Source organism: Nocardioides sp. YJ-D4, assembly GCF_054031495.1.
Genome location: NZ_CM132932.1, coordinates 737,949 through 753,194 on the forward strand (window position 1 = coordinate 737,949; position 15,246 = coordinate 753,194).

14 protein-coding genes are annotated in these 15,246 nt (G+C 69.3%); 5 read left to right on the forward strand and 9 right to left on the reverse strand.

Annotated elements, in window-relative coordinates; genetic code table 11:
- Nucleotides 1–231 precede the first annotated feature (231 nt).
- The gene (locus ACW14X_RS03560) at nt 232–612 is read left to right on the forward strand and encodes a RidA family protein (protein WP_457164747.1); all 381 of its coding nucleotides are present in this window, start codon (nt 232–234) and stop codon (nt 610–612) included.
- Nucleotides 613–707: 95 nt separating this feature from the next.
- On the opposite strand, the gene ACW14X_RS03565 is transcribed toward ACW14X_RS03560, so the two are convergent.
- A complete protein-coding gene (locus ACW14X_RS03565; RefSeq protein ID WP_457164748.1) occupies nt 708–1,121 on the reverse strand; it encodes a GNAT family N-acetyltransferase in 414 nt (137 codons plus the stop codon).
- A 200-nt stretch (nt 1,122–1,321) separates the two neighbouring features.
- Between ACW14X_RS03565 and ACW14X_RS03570 the strand changes: the two genes are divergently transcribed.
- Complete coding sequence (locus tag ACW14X_RS03570; protein WP_457164749.1) at nt 1,322–1,924, forward strand: antibiotic biosynthesis monooxygenase family protein; 603 nt, start codon at nt 1,322–1,324, stop codon at nt 1,922–1,924.
- Between the two features lie 197 nt (nt 1,925–2,121).
- Here the strand turns inward: ACW14X_RS03570 and ACW14X_RS03575 are convergent, their stop codons facing one another.
- On the reverse strand, nt 2,122–2,721 hold the full coding sequence (locus ACW14X_RS03575; protein WP_457164750.1) for a TetR/AcrR family transcriptional regulator: 600 nt from the start codon (nt 2,719–2,721) through the stop codon (nt 2,122–2,124).
- Between the two features lie 17 nt (nt 2,722–2,738).
- Here ACW14X_RS03575 and ACW14X_RS03580 point away from each other — a divergent pair, with 17 nt between their 5' ends.
- Entirely contained in the window at nt 2,739–3,788 is a 1,050-nt protein-coding gene (locus tag ACW14X_RS03580) for an aldo/keto reductase (RefSeq protein WP_457164751.1), read from the forward strand.
- A gap of 130 nt (nt 3,789–3,918) precedes the next feature.
- Here the strand turns inward: ACW14X_RS03580 and ACW14X_RS03585 are convergent, their stop codons facing one another.
- The 4 genes from ACW14X_RS03585 to ACW14X_RS03600 all read right to left on the reverse strand — a co-directional run bounded on the left by ACW14X_RS03585 (nt 3,919) and on the right by ACW14X_RS03600 (nt 9,490).
- The gene (locus ACW14X_RS03585) at nt 3,919–4,680 is read right to left on the reverse strand and encodes a hypothetical protein (protein ID WP_457164752.1); all 762 of its coding nucleotides are present in this window, start codon (nt 4,678–4,680) and stop codon (nt 3,919–3,921) included.
- Nucleotides 4,677–7,571 (reverse strand): metallophosphoesterase, encoded by a 2,895-nt coding sequence (locus ACW14X_RS03590; protein WP_457164753.1) that lies wholly within the window; start codon nt 7,569–7,571, stop codon nt 4,677–4,679. The genes ACW14X_RS03585 and ACW14X_RS03590 overlap by 4 nt, the downstream gene beginning before the upstream one ends.
- Nucleotides 7,572–7,694: 123 nt before the next feature.
- Nucleotides 7,695–8,351 (reverse strand): response regulator transcription factor, encoded by a 657-nt coding sequence (locus ACW14X_RS03595; protein WP_350841874.1) that lies wholly within the window; start codon nt 8,349–8,351, stop codon nt 7,695–7,697.
- Nucleotides 8,348–9,490: a sensor histidine kinase gene (locus ACW14X_RS03600; RefSeq protein WP_457164754.1), complete on the reverse strand. Its 1,143-nt coding sequence runs from the start codon at nt 9,488–9,490 to the stop codon at nt 8,348–8,350. The genes ACW14X_RS03595 and ACW14X_RS03600 overlap by 4 nt, the downstream gene beginning before the upstream one ends.
- A gap of 135 nt (nt 9,491–9,625) precedes the next feature.
- Here ACW14X_RS03600 and ACW14X_RS03605 point away from each other — a divergent pair, with 135 nt between their 5' ends.
- Both ACW14X_RS03605 and ACW14X_RS03610 read left to right on the forward strand, forming a co-directional pair.
- Nucleotides 9,626–11,764 (forward strand): MMPL family transporter, encoded by a 2,139-nt coding sequence (locus ACW14X_RS03605; RefSeq protein ID WP_457164755.1) that lies wholly within the window; start codon nt 9,626–9,628, stop codon nt 11,762–11,764.
- 126 nt (nt 11,765–11,890) lie between these two features.
- Nucleotides 11,891–12,220, forward strand: a complete 330-nt coding sequence (locus tag ACW14X_RS03610) for a hypothetical protein (RefSeq protein ID WP_160024165.1) — start codon at nt 11,891–11,893, stop codon at nt 12,218–12,220.
- A gap of 88 nt (nt 12,221–12,308) precedes the next feature.
- On the opposite strand, the gene ACW14X_RS03615 is transcribed toward ACW14X_RS03610, so the two are convergent.
- From ACW14X_RS03615 to ACW14X_RS03625, 3 genes are all read right to left on the reverse strand, one after another.
- Nucleotides 12,309–13,418 (reverse strand): glycosyltransferase, encoded by a 1,110-nt coding sequence (locus ACW14X_RS03615; RefSeq protein ID WP_457164756.1) that lies wholly within the window; start codon nt 13,416–13,418, stop codon nt 12,309–12,311.
- A gap of 81 nt (nt 13,419–13,499) precedes the next feature.
- On the reverse strand, nt 13,500–14,096 hold the full coding sequence (locus tag ACW14X_RS03620; RefSeq protein ID WP_457164757.1) for a hypothetical protein: 597 nt from the start codon (nt 14,094–14,096) through the stop codon (nt 13,500–13,502).
- A gap of 142 nt (nt 14,097–14,238) precedes the next feature.
- Nucleotides 14,239–15,150 (reverse strand): LysR family transcriptional regulator, encoded by a 912-nt coding sequence (locus ACW14X_RS03625; protein WP_457164758.1) that lies wholly within the window; start codon nt 15,148–15,150, stop codon nt 14,239–14,241.
- Nucleotides 15,151–15,246 lie beyond the last annotated feature (96 nt).

Below are 15,246 nucleotides of genomic sequence, written 5' to 3' on the forward strand. Positions count from 1 at the left end.
GTGTAATCACCTGGCGCACTCTAGGCGTGCGTACCGACAGTTTCGTTCAGGCGCGGCCCCGACAACCGCGACCGCTTCCCATCCCAGCAGCGCGAGATCCATGGAAGCGACCTCCGCGGTCAAACCTCGCCCCATCATTTCGCCGCCTGTCCGGCGCGCACGAACGCTGTAGCCGAAGGACACTTCCCGGCACATCTACTTGATGGGACTATCAGAACAGGAGGTTCCGAGATGCCGCGTCAGATCATCACGACACCTAACGCACCAAGCTCTCCGCTCTTCAGCCAGGGAGTCAAAGCCGGTTTCCAGGTGTTCATCTCGGGAACCACCGGAATCGACCCGAGGACGGGCCGATTGGCCGGTGACAGCATCCAGGCCCAGACCCGCCAGGCGCTGGCGAACTGCGAGGCCATCCTGCGGGAGGCCGGTGCGACGCTCGACGACGTCGTTGAGGTAGGCGTGCTGCTGACCGACCCGGAGGACTTCGCAGGGATGAACGAGGAATACGCTCGCTGGTTCCTGGCTGATCCGCCCACCCGCTACGCAGCCAAGCTGGGAGCCGAGATGCCAGGCTTACTTGTCTCGATCCGCATGACGGCGTGCCTCGCCTGACCGTCATCGCCGCGTCGGACGCACACGGATGGCGATATCCGAGTGCGGCACGGTAGACAACTTCGCCCAGAATGCCGCGCGAGGAATCGAGCGGATCAGTGCGCGCGGCGCATACCCAGGGACTTGGGCGCGGTCTCCACGAATCCCATCGATTCGTACAGCCGACGTCCCGGGGCGTCAGCCATGAGGGTCACGTACGCCTCTGCTGGCGCGGCTTCGTCGATCTGCGCCAGCAGGTCGGCGAGCACTCGCCGCCCCAGCCCGCGGCCTTGGTGCTCGGGCAGCGTCGCCATGTCGGCGATGTGGAAGTACCAGCCGCCGTCACCGATCACGCGGCCCATCGCGACCGCCCGTCCTTCTCGCCTGACGACGCTCCATCGCCAGCTGCCGGCCAGTGCGCCCTCGCCTTGCGCAGCCGACTTCGGCGTCAGCCCCGAAGCAGCCCTCAGATGCAGGTAGTCCTCGAGGCTCGGCGGCGTACGGACCAGTTCTTCGGCAACGTCATTCACTCGGTCGAGCATAAGTTGCGGGAAGGCACGGCCCTGCCACTGCCTCATCGTGGCACAGCACATCTGCGCCGACCATCCACCTTTTCGACGGGGGCCAAGAGCCGCAGAGTGGGTATAGCGTCCCCGCGCCCAGAGGAGTAGACAAGGAAGAACCGGCGGTGCCGGTCCGGGCACTGCCCTGTCCTAGAAAGGAGCGGGCCGTGTACGCACGTTCCACTACGTTCCACGGCAGTCCCGGCAACGTCGACGCGGGCATCACGTTCGTCAAGAACGAGGTCGGGCCCATGCTCGACAGCATCGAGGGCTGTCGCGGCCTCTCGATGCTGGTCGACCGCGAGACCGGGCGATGCATCGCAACAAGCTCGTGGGAAGACGAGGCGGCCATGCGCGCCAGCGATGAGCAGCTTCGCCCGATGCGCGACCGAGGGAAGGACATCCTCGGCGGCTCCATGCAGATCGACGAGTGGGAGATCGTCGTCATGCACCGTAGCCATCACGGCGAGTGCGCCCGAGTCAGCTGGCTGCAGGGTGACCTCGACGCCATGGCCGAGACCTTCCGGGTAGGCATCCTTCCCCAGCTCGAGCAGACCGCTGGGTTCTGCAGCGCCAGCCTGCTGATGAACCGGTCGTCCGGCCTGGGTTGCGCCACCACGGCCTGGGAGTCCCGCGCCGCGATGGAAGCCAGCCGCTCGGCGGCCGACGACATGCGCAGCCGGGTCGCGAGCGACACGGGCGGCGAGATCGTCGACGTGCACGAGTTCGACCTCGCCTACGCGCACCTGCACGTCCCCGAGATGGCTTGAGGACGACCTCCCAGACGAGCCCGCCCGCGGGCGGGCTCAGCCGCGGCACGTCGGTAGGCATGGGACGAAGGCGGCGTCAGGAGCTCGTGGGCGACGCCGCGGCGCGTTCCCTTCTCGACGACTGCGTCAGCGACAGCGCCAGTGTCGTACCACCTCTTCAGGGCCTTCCGGCACCTGACCGCGATGCGGCGGTTGGATCAGTTGTGTGCGCCGTACGCGAGGCCGTCGAGGATGAGGTCGAGTATGTGCGGAGCCCGGTCCTCGGGTTCACGCGGCGCTCGCCACAGTGCAGCGGTGAGCTGCAGGTAGTCGCCCGGGTCAGCGTCTGCGCGGACCACGCCTGAGGCCTTGCCTGCGTCGAGCAGCGCGGTGATCGCACCGATGACGGGGCCGTAGGTCTGCTCGCTCATCGACTGGTGCGCACTTGGAGTCAGTGCGTCCCCGAGGCCGTGCTTTCTGCGCATCGCCGCCACCAGGTCCAGCGTCCAGGTGCGCAGTGCCTCGACCGGCGGGTGCTCGGCGAGGAGGTTCGAGACCGAAGCCAACAGCCGGTCGACCTCGTGCTGGTAGACGGCGAGCACCAGGTCCTCGCGGGTGGGGAAGTTCCGGTACAGCGTTCCCGCACCGACGCGTGCCCGCTGCGCGACCTGGTTCATCGACGTCGCCCCGTCCTCTTCGAACGCGTCACGCGCCGCCTCCAGGATTCGGTCGCGATTCTCACGGGCATCCGAACGCACCACAACAGCCCCCTTGATAAGTGGAGAACTCTCCACTACGGTAAGCGGAGACTTCTCCACAACGATAAGGGAACCCCATGCACTACACCAAGCTCGGCACCACCGGCCTCGACGTTTCCCCCATTGCCATCGGGGCGATGACCTACGGCGACCCGAACCGCGGCCACCCCGTCTGGTCCCTCGACGAGGCCACCAGCCGCCCGCTGATCAAGCACGCAATCGAGTCGGGCATCAACTTCTTCGACACCGCCAACCTCTACTCCTACGGCTCCAGCGAGGAGATCCTCGGCCGGGCCCTGGCGGACTTCGCCGATCGCGACCAGATCGTGATCGCAACCAAGCTCCGCCACCCGATGCGCTCCGGCCCGAACAGCGCAGGCCTGTCCCGCAAGGCGATCATGACCGAGGTAGAGCACAGCCTCCGCCGCCTCGGCACGGACTACATCGACCTCTACCAGATCCATCGCAACGACCACGCGACCCCGCTCGAGGAGACACTCGAAGCGCTGCACGACCTCGTCAAGCAGGGAAAGGTCCGCTACCTCGGCGCCTCCTCGATGCACGCCTGGGAGTTCGCCAAAGCGCTCCACCTCCAGCGAGCCAACGGCTGGGCGCGATTTGCCACGATGCAGCACCACTACAACCTCATCGCCCGCGAGGAGGAGCGCGAGATGATCCCCTTCTGCATCGACGAAGGCGTCGGCACCCTGATCTGGAGCCCGCTGGCTCGCGGCCGCCTCGCCCGTCCGTGGGACCAAGCGCGCTCCACCCAACGCTCCGAGAGCGACGGCGGCTACGCCGACATGCTCTACACCCCGCTGACCGAGACCAGCGACCATGCCACCATCGACGCGGTCGGCACCGTCGCCGCGAACCACGGTGCAAGCCGCGCACAGATCGCCCTGGCCTGGCTGCACAGCAAGCCCGTCGTCACCGCCCCGATCGTCGGCGCGAACACCGTCGCACAGATCGACGACGCCGTGGCCTCCCTCGACATCGAACTGACCCCGGACGAGCAGCAAACCCTCGAGCGCGCCTACACACCGCGCTGGGACTGGCAAGGACTCTCTGACGAGGCCGAACTTCAGCGCATCCGAGACCAGATCGCCGGCTACGCCAACGCCTGAGAAGCAACCCTGTCTCGACGACGAGTGCAAACATGGCCTGGCATCCCGATCTACCGCGAGCCTCGCGACGGACCGCTTGCGTCACACCACCGCAGTTCTGAGCGGTAGATCCCAGGCGCCACACGCCTTGCTAGCGGAAGACAGATCGAACGTGGTCAGGTAGCCCACTCGCGGCCTGTATCGCGGATGTGATTGCCTGCGGATTGAGATTGTTCTGCGCGAGCGCCTGGAGCCCTCCCCCGACATCTGCGACTCCCCCGAGTATTCCCGCCATCCCTCGGAGCCGGCGAGTGGTCAGGTCTGGGCCGAGCTCGAGAATGCCCGGCAGCTTGGTGAGCCAGTCGTTGGTGCGCAAGGCCACGGACAGAGCCGTGACGATCAGGTCTTCAACCTGCGCCGGCGCGATGTTGTGCCGGTCTTCACCGGCCACGACGTCCGCGACCATCCATTGCCGGCCGTTGCCAACGTCCACCGCGAGAAGGAGCCTCCGGCTGAGATCGCCCGACGTACTCGCTTCGAGCATCGCGAAGATGTCGGGCCAGTCTCTCCTCAGAATGCCGGCGAGGGCATCGCCGTGGTCGCGTCCAGACAGCACGTGAAACAGGGACTCCGGAGCGCCGTCGATGCATGCCGACAACAGTTCGAAGTCCGTGCCGACGACCGGCATGCGGTTGATGCACCACCAGGTGTCGATCGGTTGGCCTTGGCGATCGGAGTAGCGTCCGACGATCTCAGCGAACCAGGGAAATGAATGCAGGTTGATGTCGTCTTCGATGCGGGTCACGTCGCCCCGCGGCTTGTATGCGTCTAGCGCGACGAACTGGAACCGAGGCATGCCCGGCTCATCTGGAGACAACAGGATGGGATTGCATACGCTGTCGCGTTGGCTCACGTCGACCTCCGGAACGTTGAGGTGGTGTGACTTGTCGGGCCTGAATCCGACGCGCGCGTCTCGCGCGGCAGGGAGCGATCAGTCACCTGCGGGGCCGCATCCGTAAGACTGATCCTGGCCACCTCTTCGATCTCGACCGGCTGGTCGCCGCGCACGCGGTGGATCTTCACCACGACCTCGGTGGCTGAGGTCTCGAACTCGAGGAAGTGCTTGAAGAACGGCGGCTCGTCGAGGGAGTAGATCTCGGAGACGAACTTCTGGATCGGCCCGAACGGTGGGTTCAGGCCAGGGAAGGCGATCTGCGCCCGGCGTCTGATGCGCCGGCCGACGCCCTCGACCAGTGCCGCCTGGCCGCCCTCCTGCTCGGCCTCGATGATGGCCGTCGCGTCTGCCTCGCTGATGAAGTCGTAGTGCGTCGGGCCGCCCGGGCGGTAGCGGGGACTCACCCACGCCTTGGGGTCCACGATCAGCGAGTACGCGCCGAGGAACACCAGGTGAGCGAGGAGGATCGCGGCGCCGATCGCGACGGCGGTGAAGAGGGCCGCGCCGACCGCCACGGCCGGCCACCACGTCCTGAGCTCGTTCGCGAGCCGGCCGGGTGCCTCGAAGCCGGGCATGTCGAGCAGGCCCGGCACCGCCGCCCCCAGCAGGAGCACCCCGAGGGCGAGGACGGCGAGGACCAGCAGCGGCATGTACAGGCGCTCGTGCTCCCGTCGCACCCAGTCGACGACCAGCATGCCGATCACAGTCACGGTGATCAGCGCCGGCAGGGCGAAGGCGGCGCGCATCCATGCGGAGTCGACGGCGTCGGCGACCCACGCCCAGAGCACCAGCGTCACGGGCGCCGCGAGGAAGACGAGGGGCTGAACCAGCCGACGCCGCCAGCGGAGCCACGCCCGCGCCCGGCGTACGGGCTCACCGCGCAGGCTGCGGGTGAGGAGGCCCGGGGCCAGAACGGCCGCCAGCACCACCACGGTGATCACCGCCAACGGCACGAGTCCGAGCAGGCCGCTGAGGAACAGCAGGGTCAGGCCCTCGCCGCTCATCACGCGCAGCATCTCGCCCGCCACGACGGCGGCCTGGGCGAGCACGGCCCACACCACCGAGCGCTCGAGCCAGCTCGCGGCCCTCGCGCCGTTCACGGTGGTGACGATCCGTTTCCGCCACCCGATGATTGCCAGGACGGCGTAGAGGTCGACCGCGACGACGAGGACCCAGGACACCGTACGTCCCTCGTCCGGGCCGCCCGCGTCCAAGACCATCGGCAGCAGGGCCAGGACCACGAGGGCCGCCAGCACGCACGCGAACGCGGCGTGATGCCAGCCGGGCACCCGCTCGACGGGGCTCCACCACCTCGACCACCGCACGCACCAGGCGTTGAGGCAGATCCACAGGGTGCACGACCCGAACAGCACCAGCAGCTCTCCGGCCGCATCCGGCAGGTAGTGGTGCAGGAACAGCGTCGCCAGCACCCCCGCGACCAGCGCTTCGAGACGCAGGAGCAGGCGGCGTACGAAATGACTGCGCCCGGGACGATGCGGCATCAGGTGCAGCAGCATCAGCACGATCATCGTCGCGATGGCCACGCCCCCGGACCCGGTGTCGGCGAGCCACCGGCCCAGGACCACTCCCCCGCCGAACAGCACGACGGTCAGCAGCAGCCGCCAGATGCTGGGGACCAGCTGCTGGGCGAAGTACGACAGGGACTCGGCCGACCGCGGGAAGAGCTTGGTCGGCCGGAATCGCAGGTCGCTTCGGGCGTCCGCGGTGGCCGTTCGGATGGGATGGGTGGCGTGGGTGTACGCGCCGCCACCACCGCTGACGATGTGCCACAGGCCGTCGCGCGAGCTGTCCGGGATCGTCGGGTCGTACAGCTGGAAGTTGTGCGTGTCGCCGCCCACCGTCGCGACGTAGCCGCGCTTCTCGTCGGCCACGATGTCGTACACGGTCTCGTCAGGGCTTCCGGACACCTTCCCCTTCCGCCGCTCACCGTTGACGAACAGCGGCTTGCCGGTCATCAGGATCTTCGGCTTCTCACCGCCGAGCGAGCTCAGCCAGGCGAACTGCCGGCCGTCGATGGTCCCGTCGATGCCGGTGTCGATGCACACCAGGTCCACGTGCTCCGTCTTGATGACGAAGTACGGCGCCGGCTGCAGCGTGGCTTCCGGTGCCGGCGTGCCGTCCGAGGCTGGTTTCCCCCACCGCGCCGGGGCGGACCTGTCTGATGGTTCGCTGGGTGTGCGCCACATGATGCGGCCGAAGCGGTCCCGGATCAGCTGCCATCGCCCCAGCGGCTCCTCGAACGACGGCGCCAGGAGCTCGCTGGGCCAGGTCGGTGGCGCGTCCGCCGGGTAGAGGAACTGGTGGGCGAAGCCGTAGAGGCCGTCGTACCAGTCGTGGTTGCCCGGCATCGCGTAGACCGGGACGTTCTCCGGAAGCGCGAACTCGGCCCGTACGTCTGCGGGCGCCTTGAGGCCTTCCACGCGGTTCGACCGGTAAGGCTTGTAGAAGCCGTCGACGTAGTCGTTGACGTTCCCGGACGGGTAGATCACGTCGCTCAGGACGAGCACGAAGCCGGCCTGTTCCGCGGCTCGCGCCAGGGCGGGCGCGACGACGTACTGCGACGCGTCCTGCTCGCCGGTGTCGCCGATGACCAGGAACCTCGAGACCTCGGAGCGGTCGATCGTCGGCTCGTCCGTCTTCGTCCAGCGAGCACGCAGGTCCTCGACGAGCCCCTGCGTCCCGCGGCCCAGGATGTCGTTGACCGAGTCGATGAGGGTGCGCGCGGCGATCCAGGAGAGGCTGTCCCACTTGGTCGGGTCGTTCTGCAGATAGTCCCGCGTGCGAGCCCAGTCCTCGCTCCCGGTCTCGGTGTCATCGCCCAGAGTCATGGACATCCCCTTTGCAGGACGGACCGGCCGCCGGACCCGCGCGACCGCATGCAACAGGTCTAAACAGATCCCGGCACGGCGCGACGGTAGCGCAAGCCAGCTACCCAAGACGCGGTAGTGGCCCTATTCCTTCACCCGCTTGGTCTCATACGCCCACATCGCGACCTCGACGCGGTTGCGGGCGCCGAGCTTGTTCATCAGCGCGGCGACATGGGACTTCACCGTGCTCAGGGTGATGTTCAGCTCCTTGGCGATCTCGGCATTGGTGCGGCCGCGCGCGACGGTGAGGAGGACCTCCTCCTCGCGCTCGGTGAGCGGCTCGATCGGCTGGGCCGGTGGAGTGGCTCGCTCCAGGCCGGCCAGCGTGGTGAGGAGGCGACGGGTGATGTTGGGCGAGATGAGCGCGTCGCCGTTCGCGGCTGCGTGGATCGCCTGGACCAGCAGCTCGGGGCCGGCGTCCTTGAGGAGGAAGCCCCGGGCGCCGGCCTTGAGAGCACCGTGGACGTACTCGTCGAGGTCGAAGGTCGTGATGACCACGATCGCGAGCGGGTCCTCGACGCCGGGGCCGGCGAGCCGGCGGGTGGCTTCGACCCCGTCGATGCCGGGCATCCGGATGTCGAAGAGGCAGACGTCGGGACGCAGCTCGCGTGCCACGGCCACCGCCTCGTGACCGTCCGTGGCCTCCCCGACGACCTCGATCCCGGGCTGCGCGTTGAGGATCATCGTCAGACCCGTGCGGACCAGGAGCTGGTCGTCGGCGACCACCACCCGGATGGTCATCGCGACACCTCGCGCGGCAGGGTCGCCTCGACGGTCCAGCCACCAGCCGGGTCCGGCCCGGCCTGGCACACGCCGCCGAGGAGCTTTGCCCGCTCCGCCATCCCGAGCAGGCCATAGCCCACGCTGGTCGGAGGGCGGGTCGCTTCCCCGTCGTCGTGCACACGCAACCGTACGACGCCGGCCTCGCCCCAGACCTCCACGCTGACCCTCGTGGGGTAGAAGGCGTGCCGGATCGCGTTGGTGACCGACTCCTGACAGATCCGATACACCGACACCTCGACCGGCTGCGGCAGGTCGGAGAGATCGCCTACGCACCGCACCTCCACCAAGGGGCTCATCCGGGTCAGCTCGTCCAGATCGCCGATGCCCCGCTGCGGTGCGTACTCGACCGGCACTGCGTCGGCCGCCTCGCCGTCGCGGAGCACCCGGACCATCGTGCGCATCTCGGACAACGTCTGGGAGGCCTCGGCCTCGATCACGGCCAGTGCCTCGACGGCCGCGCCCGGGTCGGTGGCCGCCACCGCCCGCCCTGCCTGAGCCTGGATCGCGATGGCGGAGACATGGTGCGCGACGGTGTCGTGCAGCTCGCGGGCGAGCTCACCGCGCTCGAGCGTACGGACCTGCTGGACCTCGCGCTGGCGCGCGACCGCGCGGTAGCGCATCGCGGCCCCCAGGGCGAAGGACGCGACCACCACCGTGGCGCCGCCGATCAGGTCCCCGAAGGTCTCGGTCGCGGCGAGTCCCAGAGTCACCGGTACGGCGACGATCGCCGTACCGATCAGAGCCTCGCGTCCCGACGCCCAGCGGTACAGGGTGTAGGGCAGCATCAGGACGCAGACCATGGTGTAGAGCCCCGCATCGACGACGTCGTCGACGATCAACGGGATGTGCAGCACCATCGCGCCGCCGAAGCCGACCGCGGTCGCCAGAAGTGGGTGCGTACGCCGCCAGAGCAGGGCCGGGATCACCAGGAGCGCGACCACGGTGGCCAGGGGCCGCCACGGTACGTCGGGGCGGAAGATCGCCTCGCCCGCGGTCGCGACCAGCAAGGCACCGACCAGGGCCCAGTCCCACCACGCCCGCGCCGGCGGGTCCGGGGCACGGGGCTCGGCCAGGACTGAGCGGACGAAGGCGGTCACCACCCCTCGACCCTAGCGAGCGGACAGCCTCGCCGTACGGGGCACAAGCACGAGCGTCTCCTCGTACTTTCGGCCGAGCAACCCACTGCTCCTTGGCCCGATGTGGATCGCTCCTCGCCCGGCCACGGTAGAGACATGTCTGAACTCCTCTACCGGCTAGGCCGGTCCGCCGCGACACGTCCCTGGACCGCCATCGGCGCCTGGGTCGTTCTCGCGCTCGTCGTCATCGCCTCCTCCGCCGCCTTCGGGCGTGAGCTCGAGGAGAGCTTCGAGGCGCCCGGCCTCGACTCCTACCAAGCCGCGGAGCTGCTCGCCGAGGCCCAGGCCGACGAGGGCGGAGTCACCGCCCACGTCGTGCTCCAAGCGCCGGACGCCACGACGCAGGTGGTGCCTGTGGAGGCGGCCCTCGCCGAGCTCCCGCACGTGCAGGGCACGACGAGCAGCGTCTCGCAGGACGGCGACATCGCGCTCGTACGGGTGCAGTACCCGGCGATCGAGCACCTCGAAGCCGCCGACCTGGACAACCTCAAGGACGCCGTCGCCGACCTGCGTGAGGAGTCGTCGCTGACGCTGGAAACCGGCGGCGACCTGTTCTTCGCGTTCGAGGAGGCCCCCACCGGGCTCGGCGAGGTCGCGGGGATCGTCGTCGCGATGATCGTCCTGCTGATCGCCTTCGGCTCCTTCGTCGCCATGGGGCTGCCGATCGGGATGGCGCTGTTCGGCCTGGTCATCGGCATCACCTCGATGAAGCTGGTGACGTACCTGATCGACATCCCGGCCTGGGCGCCGGAGCTCGCGGCCATGGTCGGGCTCGGCGTCGGCATCGACTACGCGCTCTTCCTGGTCACCAGGCACCGCGAGAACCTGGCAGCGGGGATGCCCGTCCCCGAAGCGGTGGGCCGAGCCCTGGCGACCGCGGGACAAGCGGTGATCTTCGCCGGCGGCACGGTCGTCGTGGCGATCCTGGGGCTGCTCGTCGCGGGGATCCCGTTCGTGACCGGTGGCGGGGTCGCCATCTCCGCGATGGTGCTCGTGATGGTGCTCGCCTCGGTCACCCTGCTGCCGGCCTTGCTCGGACTGGCCGGGCACCGGATCAACGGACGCCGGCGACGGGTCGCGGACGGAGTGCACCGGCCCAGCCCTCGACCCAGCACGGGTTGGTACCGGTGGGGTGCTCACGTGACCCGCAACGCGACCGCGTACCTCATCGGAGCAGCGGTCTTCATGATCGCCCTGGCCGCACCCGTCCTCGCGCTCGACCTGGGCTTCCCCGACGACGGGACCAAGCCCGAGTCGAGGACCGAACGCCGCGCCTACGACCTGATCGCCGACGGCTTCGGGCCCGGGGCCAACGGGCCTCTGGTGATCGCGGTCGACATCTCGCGGGACAGGTCCGTCGTGGCGCCGCTGGCCGAGGCGGTGGCCGCGGACCCGGGCATCACCGCGGTCGGCGAACCGGCCATCGATGACTCCGCGGGCGTGGCCACGCTGGTGGCGCAGCCGACCACGTCGCCCCAGGACGTCGCCACGCAAGAGACCGTCATGAGGCTGCGCGGCGACGTCATCCCGGCCGTTCTCGACGGCAGCTCGGCGACCGCCCACGTCGGCGGACAGACCGCCACCTTCGCCGACCTCGGCGACCGGGTGCAGGAGCGGATGCCACGCTTCGTGGCGGCTGTCCTCCTGCTGTCGTTCCTCCTGCTCGCCGTGCTGTTCCGGTCCGTGCTGGTCCCGCTGAAGGCGGTCGTTCTCAACCTGCTGAGCGTCGGTGCGGCGTACGGCGTGCTCGTCATGGTCTTCCAGTGGGGCTGGGCCGCCGACCTGATCGGCGTGGAGTCGACGGTGCCGATCGTGTCGTTCATCCCGCTGTTCATGTTCGCGATCCTGTTCGGGCTCTCCATGGACTACGAGGTGTTCCTGCTGTCCCGGGTGCGCGAGCAGTACCGCCGCCACGGCGACAACACCCGCGCCGTCATCGAAGGGATCGCCGGCACCGGCCGCACCATCACCGCAGCCGCGCTGATCATGGTCGCGGTCTTCTCGGGCTTCGTCCTCGGCAGCGACCCGGTGGTGAAGATGATGGGCGTGGGCCTGGCCACGGCCATCTTCCTCGACGCCACCGTCGTACGCCTGATGCTGGTCCCCGCGACCATGAAGCTCCTGGGCAACGCGAACTGGTGGCTGCCGCAGTGGCTGGACCGGCTCCTGCCGGAGCTCGACTCCGCGCCGGTGGAAGAGCCGGTCGAGGTGGGAAGCCCCCAGATTGGCGTATAGCAACGCGTCGAGGCCGGACTGATGATGAAAGTGCAAGCCCACACGACATCTCGGCCTTCCTGGCCATTCGGTTCGGTGCCACGGCAGGTCAGGTCAGGGGCATCGAAGACGGAAGGAACAGAGGTCATGAAGCTGTTGATGAAGAGCTGTGCCATCGCGGCCGGGCTCGTGCTGGCTGGAGCCGGTGCCGCGAGCGCGGCAGAGGTGAACGGCAACGGCGACGACATCCCCGCGCCGGACCGCGCCTCCTCGGAGTGCGTGTTCTCGGGCCAGGACACCGCAGACGCCATCGAGGGCAACCCTCCAGGTTTCGATGACGACGCGCTGGGCGAGCGCGGCAACCAGAGCCCGGGAGGCAACGACCGCTACCACGGGGTGCAGAGCTACGGCATCTTCGTACGCGCCGGACTCAAGGAGTTCGTGCCGTCACCCGGCGAGGCATGCAGGGGCAACTGACGCCCGCAGGGATCTGCGGCTTACACCCGTCCGGCTGGGCGAGGCAACGCTCAGGGTGCCTCGCCCAGCCGCTCGCACGTGTCGTCGCTCAGCTGATGCCGAGCATGGCAGGGTCCAGCTCGGGCAGGCTGGACATCTCCGCGGCGACCTCGACCGCGCGGACTCCGACCGTGTCAGAGGCCATCGTCTCGGCGACGAGCGTCCGCAACCTGTCCACCTCACCGTCCTGAGGAACGTGGAACGCGGCGCCTCCGGAGTCGACCAGGGCGGTCCCCAAGCCTGCCTTCATGACGACGGCGCCGTTCGCGCCCTGATCGGCGAAGAGGGGCACGATCACCTGTGGGACGCCGGCGGCGAGGGCGTCGAGCACCGTTCCCGAGCCGCCGTGGTGGACGATCACCGCCGCGCGGGAGAGGACCTCGGCGTGCTCGGCCCAGGTTTCGATCCGTACGTTCGGGGCGGCTGCGATCTGTGCGGGGTCGAGGTCGTGGCCGACGGTGAAGACGGCGTCCACCGGAAGCGCGCCCAGGACCTCGGCGACGATGTCGAACCACGGCCGCATCGGCGGCATCGTGGGCGCGACGGTGCCGAGGGTCGCGTAGACGAAGCTCGGATCGACCTCACGCGTTCGGGGCTCGCCGATCCGGTATCGGGCCGTGGCGGCGAACGGCGAGGGGTCGAGGCTCGCCGGGAACCTGGTCAGGATCGGCGACTCGACGATCTCGCGGTGCAGGCCTGATCGCCAGTCCTCGAGCACCGGCGCCGCCACGCTTTCGAAGAACGCGATCTCCGAGCACAGGCTGACGCCGAGCCGCACCTGGGGAACGCCCGCTTCGGCGGCCGCCAGTGCCGATGCGTACTCAGCGGGATCTCGCAGCACCAGGTCCGGCCGGAGATCGTCGATCGCTGCGCGTACTGCCGGGATCATCGCCCCGGAGTTGATGCGCGCGAAGAGCTCCCGCAGCACCAGCTCCCGCGCCACCTCCATCGGCGATTCGGCCACCCGCTGCCAGATCGGTGCGACCGACGCGGGGTCAGGCGCGGCGCCCTCTCGGAAGTCGAACCCCTTCGCGGCCGCCGCCAACCCGGGCGGCCCCACCACGGTCACCTCGTGCCCCTGGTCGGCGAGGCGCCTCAGCCAAGGCTTCATCGGGTTGAAGTGGCCGGCGCCCGCCGTCGATACCCCCAGGATGCGCATGCTACGCACTGTGCCTGCGCCGGCCGGACCCGGCAAGCGCCTTGTCCCCACAATGCCCAGACGACGGTACGTCCGGGGCGCTCATGACGTGCCGACCGGGCACCACCAGTCGGGGATCGTGGGGCTGGTGTGGCCTTCGAGCAGGCCGGGATCCGCGAGCACCTCGTCGCGATGCATCCCGGGCAGGACCCGGAAGTCGATCGACCCCGGCACGCTCACCAGCGCGAGCACCCTCCACAGAGACCGGGCGTAGTGCTCGGCAAGTTCGGCGCCGTCCCACTCGTAGAAGCCGCGATAGCGACCCTGCTCGTCGGCGGCGAGCCAGAGCTTGGAGACGAATCCGGGGAATCCCACGAACAGCGGGGTGTTCAGCCAGCTCTCCCACCGGAACAGCAGGTGGCCACGACCCCGGACCCGGCGGAGCCGGAAGCACACCACCAGAACGCACGGCTCGGCAGGTGGCAGTGCGACCGCGGTCTCTCGGTACACCTCACCGGTGGTCCCGTCGGCGAACCGGAGTCGGCGCCCCACGTTGACGCGCGGCCAGTGCACGACCCCCGTGGCCAGCATGCGCGCCGAAGCGACGACACAGCGAGCCACCGCACGCCACGCCTTCGCGGCTGGCAGCGGTCCTGCTCGAGAGCCCTCGCGGTCAGATCTCGGCTCGTTCGTGCTCATCGGCGGATCCTCTCGTCCGAAGGGTGGCGACCCGGTGCTTCCAGGCAACCCGACGGCGTCACGGCCGACGAGGGGCCTTCGTCCTCGCACTCGGTGACGGACGCCCTCGGGATGTCGGAAGGGGCCGGCCCCTTCCGGCCGTTCAGGCGCTCAGGAGCAAGGCGCCGTCGGGCACCGTGGTCCATGCCTGCGCCTCGGACAGCTCGCGGGCGCTGCGTCTGAGCACCTCGAGACCGGGATGGTCGAGGTCCGCGCGCCAGCGCATCGTCCAGGGAAACAGCGCGACGGGATCGACGAGCGGACGCGTGACGATGCCCTCGAGCGGCGCCTGGCTCTCCAAGGCGAGCCCGGGCGCACCGTGCAGCCGCAGGTGCGCGGCGAGCTCGGCTCCGCCGAGGACATGGGGATGCCCGTCCCCCGGATCCACACCGAACGGCGCGAGGAGCTGAGCCATCGCGCGGGCCCATGCGGGAGTCACGTGGTCGCCGGACCGCGTGCACACCCGGGCCGTACGGAGGGCCTCGAGCGGGACGGCGTCGAGCACGGTCAGCTCGTGATCGTCGGGGAGCAGCACGATGACCCGCTCATGACGGACCGCCTGCGCACGCGGGGCCGAGACGCCCTGTGGGGTGGCACCGAAGCCGACGTCGGCCCCGACCACCGTGTCCGCGGATCCGCCGCCGTAACGGACGATGAACTCGATGTCAGGGGCCGTACGCCGAGCCGCGTCCAGGACACGAGCAGGCGTCGTTCCCCGCGCGACGGCGTCGATGACCAGGCTGCCGGTGTCGGCACGCAGGTCGCGTACGGCGCGATCGTGCAGCGCGATGAGCTCGCGGGCTCGGTCCAGGAGACGCCGGCCCTCCGGCGTGAGTGCGACGCGGCGCGAGGAGCGGTCGAGGAGACGGACCCCCGCGGCGTCCTCGAGCCGGCGTACGTCTCGGCTGAGCGCCTGCTGGGCGATGAAGAGCCGGTCGGCCGCGCGCCCGAAGTGCAGCTCCTCCGCGACCGCCACGAAACGGCGCAGGAGTCTGATCTCGAGGTCGCCTGCCACAGGCCCATTCTGTCCGGTCGGCGAACCGGCGACAGGAGATCGACAACAGAAGTGCGTTGATCCGCGCTTCGCCGGTGTTGGACGCGCACCCGAGGC